Origin of the sequence: Bradyrhizobium elkanii WSM2783, assembly GCF_000472865.1 — a bacterium.
Lineage (GTDB): Bacteria > Pseudomonadota > Alphaproteobacteria > Rhizobiales > Xanthobacteraceae > Bradyrhizobium > Bradyrhizobium elkanii_A.
This window is the reverse complement of record NZ_AXAP01000001.1, coordinates 319,317-334,928: the sequence shown is the minus strand read 5'-3', so window position 1 is coordinate 334,928 and position 15,612 is coordinate 319,317. Positions and strand designations below refer to the sequence as shown.

8 protein-coding genes are annotated in these 15,612 nt (G+C 61.0%); 5 read left to right on the top strand and 3 right to left on the bottom strand.

Annotated elements, in window-relative coordinates:
* Positions 1-252: 252 nt before the first annotated feature.
* Positions 253-1,377 carry a GNAT family N-acetyltransferase gene (locus tag YY7_RS0101570; protein ID WP_028161692.1) on the top strand — a complete coding sequence of 375 codons (1,125 nt, stop codon included), beginning with the start codon at positions 253-255 and terminating at the stop codon, positions 1,375-1,377.
* 15 nt (positions 1,378-1,392) lie between these two features.
* Here the strand turns inward: YY7_RS0101570 and YY7_RS0101565 are convergent, their stop codons facing one another.
* Positions 1,393-2,613 carry an FAD-dependent oxidoreductase gene (locus YY7_RS0101565; protein ID WP_028161691.1) on the bottom strand — a complete coding sequence of 407 codons (1,221 nt, stop codon included), beginning with the start codon at positions 2,611-2,613 and terminating at the stop codon, positions 1,393-1,395.
* 528 nt (positions 2,614-3,141) lie between these two features.
* Here YY7_RS0101565 and YY7_RS0101560 point away from each other — a divergent pair.
* A complete protein-coding gene (locus YY7_RS0101560) occupies positions 3,142-4,488 on the top strand; it encodes a lipopolysaccharide biosynthesis protein (protein ID WP_028161690.1) in 1,347 nt (448 codons plus the stop codon).
* 7 nt (positions 4,489-4,495) lie between these two features.
* Here YY7_RS0101560 and YY7_RS0101555 read toward each other — a convergent pair whose 3' ends face one another.
* Positions 4,496-6,628, bottom strand: a complete 2,133-nt coding sequence (locus YY7_RS0101555) for a GumC family protein (RefSeq protein WP_028161689.1) — start codon at positions 6,626-6,628, stop codon at positions 4,496-4,498.
* A 280-nt stretch (positions 6,629-6,908) separates the two neighbouring features.
* Here YY7_RS0101555 and YY7_RS0101550 point away from each other — a divergent pair, with 280 nt between their 5' ends.
* The gene (locus YY7_RS0101550) at positions 6,909-8,096 is read left to right on the top strand and encodes a glycosyltransferase family 4 protein (RefSeq protein WP_035688761.1); all 1,188 of its coding nucleotides are present in this window, start codon (positions 6,909-6,911) and stop codon (positions 8,094-8,096) included.
* A 39-nt stretch (positions 8,097-8,135) separates the two neighbouring features.
* Entirely contained in the window at positions 8,136-9,719 is a 1,584-nt protein-coding gene (locus YY7_RS50290) for a glucosamine inositolphosphorylceramide transferase family protein (protein WP_245287147.1), read from the top strand.
* Positions 9,720-9,819: 100 nt separating this feature from the next.
* On the opposite strand, the gene YY7_RS0101540 is transcribed toward YY7_RS50290, so the two are convergent.
* On the bottom strand, positions 9,820-10,161 hold the full coding sequence (locus tag YY7_RS0101540) for a hypothetical protein (protein ID WP_028161687.1): 342 nt from the start codon (positions 10,159-10,161) through the stop codon (positions 9,820-9,822).
* Positions 10,162-10,777: 616 nt separating this feature from the next.
* Between YY7_RS0101540 and YY7_RS0101535 the strand changes: the two genes are divergently transcribed.
* A complete protein-coding gene (locus tag YY7_RS0101535; RefSeq protein ID WP_028161686.1) occupies positions 10,778-15,607 on the top strand; it encodes an NAD-glutamate dehydrogenase in 4,830 nt (1,609 codons plus the stop codon).
* Positions 15,608-15,612 lie beyond the last annotated feature (5 nt).

Sequence of the window (15,612 nt, the reverse complement as noted above, 5' to 3'; positions counted from 1 at the left end):
CGCGAACTGGTTAACTATTCGCAAAGGTGTGGAGCGCTCGCTAACCATAACGAAACGTTACACGTTGCGCGGCAGTGGCAAGGTCGGCCCGCTATCAAGACATTTGGTAGGAGCCCGCGCAGCGGGCGGCAACCACGATACATTAATACAGATCGCATTCGGCCCGTGTCTCCGCCAATCTGCGTGTGCTAGAAGGTCGCAGCTCCGGCTCGGCCGGCATTTTCGAAAAAGTCCGGTTTGTCTGTCGTACGTATGAACAAGAATAATAACGACGCGTTCGATGTCTGCATCGAAAACGCATTTGATTTTTTGTCTCAAGAATACGCCGAACTGTTTGCTGGCTCGGACGCCACGGCGTTCCAGCATCCGGTGTGGCTGGACACGCTATATCGCAAGCTCGCGCCCGTCGCGGCAGCAAAACCCCTGATCGTCACGGTCCGCCGTCGCGCGACCGGAAAACTGGCGATGGTGCTGCCTTTGATGCGGGTGCCGCGTGGGCCGATGCGGACGGTTGAATTCGCTGACCTCCGCGTGTCCGATTATCTGACCCCTGTGTGCACGGCCGAGATATTTTCCGAACTGCTCCAGGACGAGGATGCCTGCCTGACGCTCCGCAGGCTTGTCAGGCCGTTCGACTTCTTGCGTATGTGCAAGCTTCCTGATGGAAAAATGCCGATCGAGAACCTTCTTGCAGCGCCTCGCCGTACGGTCATGGAGATGAATGCCTACGCGACAGCGCTAGTCGCCCCGTTCGAGCAATGGCGGGCGAGCGCGCTGAGCCGCTCCTATCAGAAAGAACTCGCAAAGAAGCTGCGTCAGCTACAAAAGAAGGGCGCGTTGAGCTTTTCATGCTGCGACGACGATGCATCCATCATGGCCGCGATGGAGATGATGAAGAACTTTCGAGGCCCGCGGTTTCGAGCCCAGGGCGACGGCGACCTGTTGCAGCGTCCCGAATATTTCGACTTCTATTCCACCGTGGCGCTCCGCGGCCTCGGGGCCTTTGTTCGTCTCTACACTATGAAAATGGACGGCAAACTGATTGCGGCAGTGCTGGGATTGTGCCACCGCGGCGGTTTCCTCGTCATTATGAGCGCATTCGACATCGCGGGATACAAGAGCCAATCCATTGGCGCGCTGATGTTCGAACAAGTCGCCAGGGATTGCATCGAGCGCGGGGATCAGATCCTGGACTTCACCATTGGCGACGAACCGTACAAGAAGATGTTTGGCGGCCAGCCCTCGCCGTTGTGGAGCGTGACTCAGGCGGGTAGCGTCGCCGGCTCCCTTGCTCTGTTCGCGTTACGACAGGCGCCCTGGATCAAGCTGGCCGCCAAGCGGATGGCCGAATTCAAGCTGCGGCCGGTCCGTACCTGAGCTTAAACCTGCTCACTAGGCACGAAGCGCGCCACGGACACGTGCGATCCATCCCGGCCTGATACCGTCGACCCGATAGGTGATATTGCGACGAAGAAAATGCACCCTGCGCCGCACGTTCCATCTTATGTCGCTGCTCGACGTCAGTGCCTGCCGAAAACGTGCCATTTGCAGGGAGTGTTGGTCGGCAGCCACTTTGTCCGGATCGGAGTAGAACTCCGATATCTTGTCCTCGCCCATGCCGCCGGTTTCGAGCCAGCGCGGCACATATTCCATGCAAAGACGCTCGACATCCACCAGAAGACGGCTCACTCCGGTGCCGGCTGCAGGACAGTTGGTTTGAAACGCGTCGCCAATCAGCACGACGCCCGGCTGCAGATGGCCTTCGGCGACAGACAGGTCCATCACCCAATTCTGCACCTGACCGATGACGCTGAAATCTCCGAGATAGGACTGCAATCCCGGCATGAGGCGAAGCAGCGTTGATCTCGTCTCCCGTCTCAGCTCGCGCATGATCGGATCGGTCGGATCGCGAAACATGAACAGGTTTGCCCGCATGCCGCCCCGCACCGGAAACAGGCTGAGATAGTCGACGCCGTCGATGGCCCGTTCGCCATAGCAGGTGAGCGCCTCGAATTCGAACGGCAAATTGTCCGGACGCGCAATCGTGAAGCCGAACGAAACCGAATGACGCTCGGCGAGAATGCGCCGCGTGATTCCGAGACCGTATCCAAGAGCTCCGGCCATGCCCGTCGCCAGGACAACGAGACGCGCAGTGACGCGTGTTCCGGAGGCCAAAACGAGATGCTGAACGTCATCGCTGCAGCTCACAGCGGTCACTTGGTCGACAATGAAGCCGGAATGACCCGGCATCAGACGTCGTGCCAGGCCAACGAGGTCGGCATAGGGAAGGCCGTAGGTTTGGCCGGCACTGACGTCGACCACCCGGCCTTCTCTGATATTGATCACGCGGTCGTATGCGCACGCGACCGCCTCGAGTTCGCGGATGAAACCCAGCCTGCGAAAGACATCGACTTGTCGTCCGGCGATCTTCTCGACGCGGAATTCTTCCGGATAAACCGCTCGCTTGTCGATCAGGACGACCCGGTAGCCAGCCCTGGCGAGGACTGCCGCCGCGAGCGATCCCGCCAGCCCGCCGCCGACAATCGCTACGTCCGTGGTGATGGTTTCACGTCCCTCTTCCGCGATCGGTTGTATCACCTTATTCACCATCATGTTTGCCGGCTCTGACGATTGATGCCGGCCGAACTGTAATTTTCTCGCCTGATATCCACTTCGCCGAACCGGCACGATCATTTTTGAGCATCGCAGTTAACGCCCGCGGCCTGGACCAGATCTGGCGACGTCCCGGCACGCGCCTTGCTCAAAGAGTATCGTGGAATCTATTCCCGCTTACTCAGCACTAGGTGAACCATTGTTTATCGTCAGGTCAGCAGGTCATTTACGTGCAAACGGCCGGTGGCTGTGCAGATTTGGCTTCGGCAATCATCTTCGTGCCGCCGCAGCGGCGATCCTGGGAAACCATCGTTTGCCCTGTCTGAAGACAGCCGGGACAGCGGCGTTCCACAATGGAGCAAGGCCGCAGGTCCGCCGGAGAGGGCAGGTTTGCGCCGGTGCATTTACCGCGTGGGGAGAACGAAATCTTAGGTGCCGAACATTAACACTCTCGGCTCGCGTGCGTGTTAGGCACTGGGCCATTGTCTGCTACGAGCATCTTGAAAGGAAAGATGCCTTGTACTTCGCATGATCGAATCCATTCTCCAATTGATGCGACGCGACGTGACGCGCGGTGTTGCCGGGACCATCCTTCTGAAGGTTGGCAGCGGCGGCCTTGCGTTTGCGCTGTTCTCGCTGGCAGCACGAACCATGTCGCCGGATGCGTTCGGCGCTTTCGCGATGTGGCTTTCTGTCGCTCAGATCGCATCCGTCGTGGGGCTGGTCGGCCAGGAACTGCTCCTGGTTCGTTTCTTGAACGAGTACCAGGTGCGCGAACAGGCCGATCTCGCCAAAGGTGTGCTGCTATCGAGCCTGAAGATCTCCTCCATTGGGATGATGGTCGTCATTGCCGCGATCGCGGCGGCCGCGAACGTGCGGGGCGATACGTGGCTGCTGATCCTGGCCGTATCCGCCTTTACGGCCGTGAATGCAGGGCTGATGCTCGGCAGCCAGATTGCACGATCGCTCATCAGCATTCTGATGGGGGAAGGCAATCGGGAGTTTTTCTGGCGGGTCGTCGTCGTGCTGTTTTTAGTACCGATATTGTTCGGCCATGCGCGACTCGATCCCGCACAGTTGCTTACCGTGATGGCGGTCGCCATGGCCATGGGGCTCGTCGTTCAGGTCCTTTCGATCGCACGCGCTCTGCCGAATTTGCGCAATGTGCCGCCGCGCTCGGAGAACTCACGCTGGAGATCGAGCGCGCTTCGCTACTGGGTTTCTTCCATTCTTGAAGCGGCCAATCAGTACTTCGACGTGATCCTGATTTACTGGATGCTGGATCCGGCCACGGCCGGCATCTATTTTGCCGCCTCCCGTCTGGCGAACATCTTCGCCATGCTCTCTGCCGCACTTTATAGTTTCGGAGCGCGCCGCCTGCCCTCGCTCTACTTCAGTAAAAATCATCAAGAGTTCAGCCACACGCTGCAGCTCATGGCGGAGGTGACCGCGCTTTGCGTTATCGCCGGGCTCGTCCTTGTCTGGATCGGCGCACCCCATCTTCTCGGCCTGTTCGGACCTCATTTCGCAGCCCAGCAATGGGTCCTGATCGTGCTCGCGCTCGGAACGGCCTTTCAAGCCGCCGGCGGTCCGTCCGCAGCCATCCTGCAGGTGACCGGCCATGAGGGTGACTATGTTCCCGTCATCGCCGGGAACGTCGTGCTGCGGCTGATCGGATTCCTCGTTCTAATTCCCTGGCTCGGCGTGCTCGGCGCCGCGATTTCGGCCACTGTTTCGCTGGCGGTCGCCACCATCGCCCTCAACGTCCTGTGCCGCCGCCGCACCGGCGTTGATCCTTCGATCCTGGTGCTTTCTCGCCGCTTGTCCTCGAAAGCCGAACCGTATCCGGTTCGTGTCGCAGACTCGAATGATTAGAGGTAACTCAGCCCGCCAGCCCCAAGGTCTCGCGCTGAGATTGAGCAATGACGGAACTGATGGATACGCGATTGACGACAAGCCCCATCGGCACCGCGCCGGACTTCGACAAGCCAGCCGCAGCCCGCTGAATTGCCGCCGGAGCGGCAGCTCCGTCGCGAACGACCACGACGATCAGATCGGCATGGGCCGCCAGCGTCCTCACGTCGGGTTGTGCCGCAAGAGACGATGCGTCGACGACGATCAGATCGAACTCCTTGCGAATGTCGTCGGCAGGGAGCGCGCCTGTTTGCGTGCCGGCACTCAAGAGCACACTGACAGAGCGAAGATCTGTCTTGGTGATGCCCTGCTCCTGCCGGTCGGCCGCGACCGGCTTTGCAGCGGACAGATCCGATTGCAGCTCGATCAGAACACTGAGCATCCCCTTGTTCACGGCCGACCGATTGAACGATCGTGCGACAGTGCTGCCTCCCGCGCCGTTCTCGATCGACATCACGAGGGCTACCTTGCCACCGGATCCCGGCAACTCGTCGATTTTCCCGATCAGCGAGCGCAGGTAGGCACTCAGATCGAGCTCGGCGGCTGCCGCAATCGGCTTCTGCCAGACGCTTCTGGTGAATTCCCGTGCCGGCAGGTCGGGAATGCGAGCCCAGACCGGCAGCTTCGGCGGCAATTCGGGCTGGGGTGGTGATGCCGCCTGGGGCAATTCGGGCTGGAGCGAAGGTGAATTTGCCCGGCGAACCTTCGGAGTGGGCTTCTCCAGAATGTTCTTGATGTCCGGTACGGCAACTGCCGCCGTCGATATCAATATCGAGGCAATCGCAAGCACGGCGAGGAGCAATGCGAGCGGCGGCCGGGTCGGACGAAGCGGTGGAATGGCAAGCGAAGCGATCTTGGTCTGCGAGCTCTGCAGCAGGCGCTGCTCGTTGGTGGTCTTGGACCGCGACAGAAATTGCTCGTAGATATTCCTGTTGGCTTCCGCGTCGCGCTGCAGCTCCTGCAGTCTGACGAGCGCCTGGCCGTCGACCAGTATCTGCGATTCGACCGCCTTCAACTGATCTTCCAGCGATCTCTGTTGCTCGCGTTGGGCCTCATATTCAGACTTTGCAGTTTCGATGTTCTTCTTCCGCTCGATCTCAATCTGCCTGTTGAGATCGTTCAACTGGCTGTATGATATGACGAGGTCAGGATGGCGATCGCCGAACACCGCGCGTTTCTGCGCGATCTGGTCGTTGAGCGCCGACCTCTGAGCTCGCAGGGCACTCAGCAGGTCTTGTCGAACCGGCCCATCGACATTCGCCTTGAGGTCGCGTTGCGCCTGCTCGTAGCGAGCCCTTGCTTCTTCGGTACGAGCGCGAGCGGCGGAAACCTGCTGCGTCAGATCGGTAACGCGCAATTGCTGGGTCGTGGCGTCCTTGCCGGCATTGACGATCCTGTGCTCGAGCTTGAAGGCGGCAACGGCATCCTCTGATGTCCTCAGCCGGTCATTCAACGTCTTGAGCCGGCCACTGAGCCAATCGGCGGCTTCGTCGGTCGCCTCAGTGCGGACACGGCCCTGGTTAGCGACGAACGCCTCAGCTATGGCGTTGGCGTAGTAAGCCGCTCGCTCCGGACGGTTCGAAGTGAATTTGAAGCCGATAACGTAGGTGAGCCCACGGCGGGAAATATCGAGCCGATTGCGGAATCTTTCGAGCAGACGCGTGGTGTCGGATTGACCGCCGGCGATGTCTTCATCCTCTCGAACCTTGAGCTGCTCGATAAGCGGGCGGAGGAAGCCATCGGACTTGGCGATTTCAACCAGGCTCTGAAGCGCGGCGGCATCCTGGCCGATACCCGGCAACACGTCCTGATCCGTGGTCACGCGCTGCTCTCGGGGATCGACAACGACCAGCGCTGTGGCCGCATACCGAACCGGAATCAGCAACAGAGCGATGACACCAATGGCGAAGATGGCCAGCGCGAGCATCAAGATGCGTCGGCCGTTTTCCCGCAGAAAGGAAAGCATGCCGGAGAAGGTTAGCAATCCCTTAACGCGTTCGGCGGGTCCGGTGCCAGGCGGCGGACGCGGAGCCTCCCACGACGCCGCCGTGGGCTCCGTCTGACCGGAACGTCTCGGGCCTGCGCGGCTACCGAACATCATGGGTTTTGACTCGAATTCAACTGGCAGACACTGTTCAGTGGCCCTGCCCCCAACGTAAATATCTATGGTTAATCGGCGGTTACCCTCTCTCGCCAACGCCGTAACCAATTAGTTAACGAACTGGCTCTATGTTCCGCGCGGATGCAACGACATCTCCCCTGTGAGCGAGATGCGCTGCATTAACCCCATTGTGCGCTGGCCGGTGTAGGACCGAGCATCGCGTGATAGGCATTGCGAAAATCGGGGAAGAATCCCCACTCCCTCAACCGTTGAGGAATCCGTGTTCCGTTACCAGCCAAGCACAGAATTGCGCGAGGCACCGATACGATCGTCGGCAGCGTCACGCGATCGGTCAAACAGCATCAAGCCAAAGCGACGTGTCGTTCTGGTGCAGACCCAGGCGGAGAACGCCGGTGCTCAGGAGATCACAAGGCTGCTTGGTGCCGGCCTGACGGCGCGCGGCTATGAGGTCTTCAATCTCTTCTTCTTCCGCAAGTCAGATTCCTTCGACGAGCCGCCGAACACGTTCTATTGCGCGCAGAACCGGCCAGGAAATCCGGTGGCGCTGCTCCGGATGCTGTGGAAGCTCGGCGGCCATATCAGGGCCATCAGACCCGATGTCGTCCTCACCTTCCAGCATTTTGGTAATGTGATCGGCGGAGGCGTATCGCGCCTCGTCTGTCGCGCTCCGGTTATTGCCAACCAGGTTTCATCCGCGATGTCGATGAGCTGGCCTGTCCGCGCCGCCGACATCGTCATGGGCAGCGTCGGCTTCTACGATTGCATAACGCTCAACTCGCGGGAGATGGAGCGTGAGTACGCGCGCTACCCCGCCCCCTATCGATCGCGCATGAAGCATGTCCCACACGGCTTCGACGACAAATCGCTCGATCTGCCGAAGGATATCGCGCGGCAACAGTTCAAACTGCCGCCGGATCGCGTGCTGCTCGGTTGCGCTGCGAGATTGCACCCCCACAAACGGCTCGATGCCGCAATACGTCTCTTAGGCAGTGAACCGTCCTGGCATCTTGCGCTGGCTGGACAAGGCGCCGACGAGGAACGGCTGAGGCTGTTGGCAGACGAGTTGAAAGTATCCGACAGATTGCATCTTGTCGGCGAGATTCCGCCGCGGCGGATGGCCGACTTTCTTGCCTGCCTCGACGTGTTCGTGTTCCCGACGCAAGCTGAAACCTTTGGCCTCGCCGCGGTTGAAGCCGCGAACGCAGGTGTTCCTTCCGTCGTGAACGATCTCCCCGTTTTGCGAGAGGTGCTGTCGTTTGAAGGAAAACCCACGGCGCTCTTTGTCGATGCCTCGGACAATGCGGAATTATCGGCCGCCGTTTCCGCAATTTTAACAAACAGAACGTTGCGCGACGAACTGCGGCAAAACGCCAAGGGCCTGAGGTCGCGCTATTCGGTAGACAGCATGGTGGAGGAATACGTCCAAATTCTCAGCCAGGCTGTTTGATCGGCACGCATTAGGCACAAGAGCGCAGATGGGCCGGACATGATTATCGAATTTCGCTGCGAACGCGAGCATGCACGGCGGTGGATGTCCCGCGAGGCGCTGTCCGTCGGCGGCCGGGACGTCCCGGTTCAAATCGCGTGGACAACAACTTCGGAATCTCGGCCTGCTGGCTTGGAGGCGCTGTTCGAACTTGAACGGATGGTATTGCGGAGAGGCCAGCGCAGCGGCGCCGACAAACTGAAAGTCATCCCGGAACGGTCGCAGGCCCAGGCCGGCAAGGCCGACGTGATTGTCGACTTTACACGCGCCGGCCGCGATCCGGACTGCTCCGCCCGGCTATATCTGCGCCCGCAGTTCAATGGGATACCAGGGGAAACTGCAGCGCTGGCAGCCATACTCGCGGGTGACTTGCCGATTATCGAAATCGTCAATGAACTCGACGGCACGGTGCTCGATCGCGGTCATCCGTCCGGAGAAATCGCAGTCGGCTTGAGCGGTGCGCTCGAAACAGTCATGGCGCGAACCATGACCATGCTGACAGCGATCCTGTCAGGAGTGCCAAGACTAGTTCCGGAGCTGGCGTCGTCGACCGGCAAAAGCACCCCACGACCGGCGGCCACCTATGTTCTGCGCGGCCTGGCCGTATCGATCGCGAAAGAAATATATCACCTTTGCTGCTATGCGCCTCATTGGCATATCGGATGGCGCTACAGTGAAAATGCCGACGTGTGGCGAACCGGAGATCTATCCGGGCCCGACTGGAAAGTGCTCGGGGATCCCGGAGATCATTTCTACGCCGATCCCTTCCCCGTCAAATGGAAGGGAAGCACATTCGTTTTCTTCGAAGATCTCGATCACCGGGTGGGCAAGGGCATCATTTCCGCGGTCGAGTTCGACCGCACTGGTCCGGTCGCAAACGTCGTCCCCGTGCTGGAAGAGCCATGGCATCTGTCCTATCCCTTTCTGATCGAGGACAATGGCGAACTCTGGATGATCCCGGAGAGCACAGAGCATCGGGACGTCGCGGTTTACAAGTGCGTTCGGTTTCCGGACAAATGGGAGCGTCACCGCACGCTGCTGTCAGGGCTTGAACTGGCCGACGTGACCATCACGCGGCACAACGGCATGTACTATCTGTTCGGCGCCTGGCGCGACGGCACCGGAGGCTATTCCGATACGTTGGCGATCTTTTATGCCGAGCAACTCTTCGGACCGTGGCTGCCACATGCGAGCAATCCGGTTCTGATGGACCGCGCAAGCGCGCGACCGGCGGGCAACTTTGTGACCATTAATGGAAGCCTGTGGCGACCGGTCCAGGATTGCTCCGACGGATATGGCGCAGCGCTCGGTCTTGCCGAAGTTCTCGAACTGTCGCCGACCACGTTCAGACAGGTCGTTCGGCACTCCCTTAAGCCAGGGCCTGCATGGCCAGGCAGGAAGCTGCACACGCTGAATCGCTGCGGCCAACTCGAGGTGATAGACGGATCGCGGGTGCAGCCGAAGATCATGGCTTTCGTGGACGGACCTGCACCGGCCGTTTCGGCATCCTCTGGGAGTGATGCAGCTCGACGGGAGCCAGCCCGATCGCGGAGCGCCCCTAACAGCGTTCTGGCCGCCGATTAGTCTTTAGCGCTGGTCGGCGATGATCACCGATACGGTTCGCGCTTATCAAGTCAGCCAGATGTAAGAAGAAAGCCCGCGCGTCGCGGGCTTTCTTTCTCCGCTACCAGCCGCGATAACCGCCGGTACCGAAGCTGAAGGTGACACCTGGTCCGCCGCCGTAGTACGGCCGCTGATATCCATAGCTGTTGTAGTATGGGCGATAATAGCCATGGCGGTGGTAGCCATAGCGATGATAGCCATAGCGGTGGTAACCGTAGTGGTGGTGATGACGGTGCATTCCGTAGTGATGGTGGTGATGGCCCCTTCCACGAGCGCTCAGATCGGTGGACCGGCTCTCATAGCTGCCCGCCTTCGCCGCCGCCTGCCGATCTGCCGCATTTGCGGCCGAACTACCAATCAGCGCTGCAGCACCGACCGCCAACGTGATCGCTAACCTCTTCATGGTCGCACTCCATTTCGTGTGTGAAGTTCAATCCCACAAGGAGCGCCACGTTCCGGGCTGCGACATAATACCCAGCCGTTTAGCTGCGGTTCATCTCCATGAACAAGTCCCTTTCGCGAAGTGGATGATGACATTACTTACGGCCTCATTGCGCAATCCTCCAGATCGCGACCGCTGACAACAACACAGCGCGTTCTTCAGCATCCGTTCGCCCCTCCTCGAGCAGTGGCGCGTGACAACGATCGGAAAACGGACGCGTCGGTGCGCCAGGCCCGCGGGCGCGGTGAAGCCAGCCGACGCCTTGCCTGCGACCTGCAGGTCGTTATCAACAGCGACTTTCATACGCGATTGAAATTCCTGTGCTTTCCAGACTGCCCGCGAGAGTCGACGGCACCGATTTCGGCTTCACGCTGCACCGCAATGCCTATCGGTGCGCTGACGACAGCTCACCCCTTGCTCCCGCGAAGATGATATAACATCGGACATCAGGAGCTATCGCGGCTCCGCGACCAAGGATTTGGCTTACGCAATCAACTGAGATCAAGACGACGGCGCTCGAAGAGATGCACTCCGAAATCAGGCAGGCGATCGTGACTGCGGTCGGCCGGCGCGGGAAGTGGAGGACGTTATGGCGTGGCGTGACGACAAGGCCCGAGCAACCCTGATCCACGAGGCCGGCGGGAGCGTGCAGCCGGGCAAGACGCCACGAGCCTTTGCCGAGCTTCTGTTTGGCCACAGTAACATCGAAGACCTCGCCAACTACGATGCCGTGTCGCTGGCCTTTTTGGCAGAACAAGCCTGGGAACATGTGCAGCGGCGTACCGCTGATCGTGCCGACATCCGCGTTATCAATCCGATGATGCCAGACGGACGCGAGATCTCCGTGCTGGAAATACTCAACGACAACATGCCCTTCCTGTTCGATTCCACGATGGCGGAGCTCGCCGAGCAGGGCATCGAGGTCACGCTGGTCGCCCACCCGATCATTGCCGTCGAGCGCAACGAGCAGGGCAAGCTGCTGCATTTCTACGGCGAGACGCTCCCCGAGGGGGTAAACGGCGAGCGCGAAAGCCTCATTCACTTCCACATCGCACGCCTGGACGCCGAGGCTGACCGCCAGAAGCTGATCGACGGCCTCACCAAGACGCTGAGTGACGTGCGCGCCTGCGTCACCGACTGGCGCGCCATGCGCGCCCGCGTCGAGCAGGCGATCAAGACCTTCAGTTCCAATCCGCCGCCGATGCCGATCGACGAGGTCGCCGAAGCCACCCAGTTCCTGCAATGGCTGTGCGCCGACAATTTCACTTTTCTCGGCCTGCGCGAATACCGCTTCGCGCCGGATAGCGATGCGCCGGACGGCATCACCACCGGCGAAGGCCTCGGCATCCTGCGCGATCCCGATGTGAAGGTCCTGCGCCGCGGCGCCGAAATGGTGGTGATGACGTCGGAGATCCGCGCATTCATGCGAGAGCCTACCCTGCTCATCGTCATCAAGGCCAATGTGAGCAGCCGCGTCCATCGCCGCGCCCGGATGGACTATGTGGGCATCAAGCTCTTTACGCCCGACGGCCGGCTCGACGGCGAATTGCGCCTCGTCGGCCTGTTTACCTCGGCCGCCTATACCCGTTCGGTGCGGCAGATCCCCTATGTCCGCCACAAAGTGGCGCAGGTACTCGAACGCGCCGGCTTCGAGCCGGACAGCCATTCGGGCAAGGCGCTCCTGCATATCCTTGAAGAATATCCGCGCGACGAGCTGGTCCAGGTCGACGTCGAGACTCTCTACAATTTCGTCATGGAAATCCTGACGCTCTATGAGCGTCCCCGCGTGCGCGCGCTAGTGCGGGCGGATAAATTCAACCGTTTCGTCTCCATCCTCGTCTTCATTCCGCGTGACAAATACGACACCGACGTCCGTACACGCGTCGCAGGCTTCCTGGCGCGGGTCTATAACGGGCAAGTGGCAGCCTCCTACGCAGCTTTCCCTGAAGGGTCGCTTGCCCGCATCCACTACATCATTGCGCGCTTTGAGGGCGATACGCCTGTCATCGAGCGCGCCACGCTCGAATCCGGAATCAGCGCCATCGCCGCAACATGGGCTGACAAGCTGAAAGCCGCGCTTGCGACCACCGCTGACGGCATGCGAGCCCGCCTGATCGCCAACCGTTATGCACGAGCCTTTACCGGCGGCTATACCGAGGTCTTCGACACCTCTCAGGCGATTGCCGATATCGCCATCATCGAAAAGCTCACTGCCGCTCGCTCCGTGGCACTTTCGGTTCACCGCATCGACGGCGACGATCCGACGCGCTTCGGCCTCAAGGTCTTTTCGCGCGGCGCGCCCTTGTCGCTGTCGTATCGGGTGCCGGTGATCGAAAATCACGGCCTGCGCGTCGTGAACGAGCGCACCTATGAGATCAGGCCGAGCGCCACACCCTCACCTGCACCGGTTTGGCTGCACGACATGACGATCGAGACCAATGATGGCAAGCCGATCGTCATCACCGCGGAATTCGCCCGACGCCTGGAAGCCTCGATCATGGCGGTCGTGGGCGATCGCGCCGAATCCGACGGATACAACGCGCTGATCCTGCGCACGGTCCTGAGCTGGCGCGAAGTCTCGGCCATCCGCGCGCTCTCCCGCTACCTGCATCAGATCCGCGTCCCGTTCACTCAGGACTACATGTGGGAGACTCTGCGCAAGAACACCGCGATCACCACCAGCATTGTCGCTCTGTTCCAGGCTCGCTTCGACCCACGCCTCACGGCGACCGATGCCGAGCGCTCGGCGCGCGAGACGGCCCTGCTCGCCGAGATTGAAGAGCAGCTCAAATCCGTCGCCTCACTGGATGAAGACCGTATTCTGCGCCGTTTCACCAACCTGGTGCAGGCCGCCATCCGCACCAATCTATGGCAGCTCGGTCCGGACGGGCATCCGCGGCCGGTGATCTCCGTTAAATTCGACGCGCGCAAGATTGAGGAGCTGCCTGCACCCCAGCCGCTCTACGAGATCTTCGTCTATTCGCCGCGTGTCGAGGGCATTCATCTGCGTTTTGGCAAGGTCGCGCGCGGCGGACTACGCTGGTCCGACCGGCCGCAGGATTTCCGCACCGAGATCCTCGGTCTGGTCAAGGCGCAGCAGGTCAAGAACGCTGTTATCGTGCCGGTCGGCGCCAAGGGCGGTTTCGTGCCCAAACGTCTGCCACCTCCTTCCAATCGCGAGGCCTGGATGGCGGAAGGCACCGAAGCCTACCGCATCTTCGTTCGCTCGCTGCTTGAACTCACCGACAATCTCGACGGCGACACCATCGTGCCGCCCGAAGACACCGTGCGGCACGATGGCGACGACCCCTATCTCGTTGTCGCAGCCGACAAGGGCACCGCGACCTTTTCCGACATCGCCAACGCGATCTCGACGGAGAAGGGACACTGGCTTGGCGACGCTTTCGCCTCCGGCGGCAGCCAGGGCTATGATCACAAGAAAATGGGCATCACTGCGCGCGGCGCGTGGGAAGCGGTCAAGCGCCATTTCCGCGAACTCGGCACGGATATCCAGACCAAGCCCTTCACCGCTGTCGGCGTCGGCGACATGTCCGGAGACGTCTTCGGCAATGGCATGCTGCTCTCGCCGGCGACCAGGCTCATTGCGGCTTTCGATCACCGCGATATTTTCATCGACCCTTCACCCGATCTCGCCGCCAGCAACGCCGAGCGCCAACGCCTGTTCGACCTGCCGCGGTCGAGTTGGCAGGACTACGACAAGTCAAAGATCTCGCCGGGCGGCGGGGTATTCTCGCGTTCGCTCAAGGCAATCCCGCTGGCGCCGGAAGTGCGGACCTTGCTTGATCTCGACAAGCCGCAGGCCACGCCTTTCGAGGTGATCACGGCGATCCTCAAGGCACGCGTCGACCTTCTCTGGTTTGGCGGCATCGGCACCTATATCCGCGCATCAGGGGAAAGCGACGACCAGGTCGGCGATCGCGCCAACGATCCGATCCGTGTCACCGGCGCTGATATCCGCGCGCGGGTGATCGGCGAAGGGGCCAATCTCGGCGTTACGCAGCGTGGCCGCATCGAAGCCGCGCAGAAAGGCGTCAAGCTCAACACCGACGCCATCGACAATTCGGCCGGGGTCAACACCTCCGATGTCGAGGTCAATATCAAGATTGCACTGGCGCGCCCCGAACGCGAGGGACGCCTCAGTCCGAACGACCGCAACATGCTGCTTGCCGCGATGACCGATGAGGTCGGCGCCCTGGTGTTGCGCAACAATTATCTGCAGACGCTGGCGCTTTCGCTGGCCGAACGCAAGGGCCTCGCCGAGACCGGCTTCCTCACGCGGCTGATGCAATCGCTCGAGCAGCGCGGCCTCCTCAGCCGCGCCGTGGAATTCCTGCCGGACGATGCGGCGATTGCCGAACGCGCCCGGCGCGGCCAATCCTTGACTCGGCCAGAGCTGGCCGTTCTGCTCGCTTACGCCAAGCTGACACTTTACGACGATCTGCTCGTCACCAGCGTGCCTGATGATCCATATCTCGCCCGCGAACTATCCGAATACTTCCCGCGCGAGGTTCAGGACAAATTCCCCGCTGCAGTGGAACAGCATCGCCTTCGCCGGGAGATTATCGCAACCAATCTCGCCAATGCTTTTGTCAATCGCGGCGGCCCGGCCTGTGTCGTGCGCCTGATCGACGAGACGGATGCCGATGTGTCGACGATTGTCATGGCCTTCGTGGCGGTTGACGAGTGCTACGGCCTGAAGCGGCTCAATGACGCGATCGATGGGCTGGACACTCGCATCGCCGGGCAAGTGCAACTTGGCCTCTACGCGGCGATTCAAGATCTGCTGGTCTCACGTATGCTCTGGTACGTGCGCAACGTCGATTTCAAATCGGGTCTGGACGCGGTCATCGCCCGCTTCGGCCCGAGCATCCGCGAAATCGCCGCCGGATTGGATAAGACCCTGCCGGACGACGTGCAGGCCGGGCGCAGCAAGCGGCGGCAGGACCTGATCGATGCCGGCGTCCCGGGCGAGCTCGCGATCGAGCTCGCTGATCTCGACGCCCTGGTCTCGGCACCGGATATCGTAACCGTCGCGGAGCGCACCGGCCGGACCATCGGCGAGGCCGCTACGACCTTCTTCGCCGCCGAGGCCAATTTCCGCCTCGATCGCCTCATCGCCGCCGCGCGCAGCGTGTCGGCAAACGACAATTACGAACGCCTCGCCATTGATCGCGCCGTCGACCAGATCGCCGCCGCCGAAAGAAGACTGGCTGCGGACATGCTGGCAACCGGCCAATGCGGCCAGCAAGCCGCGGGCGACTGGCTCGCCGCTCATCCTGAAGCCACGCGCATCCGCCGCTCGGTCGAGGAAATCGCAGCCAGCGGCCTGACGCTCGCCAAGCTGACGGTCGCGGCAAACATGCTGGGGGATATGGTCAAGAGCTGAGCGGG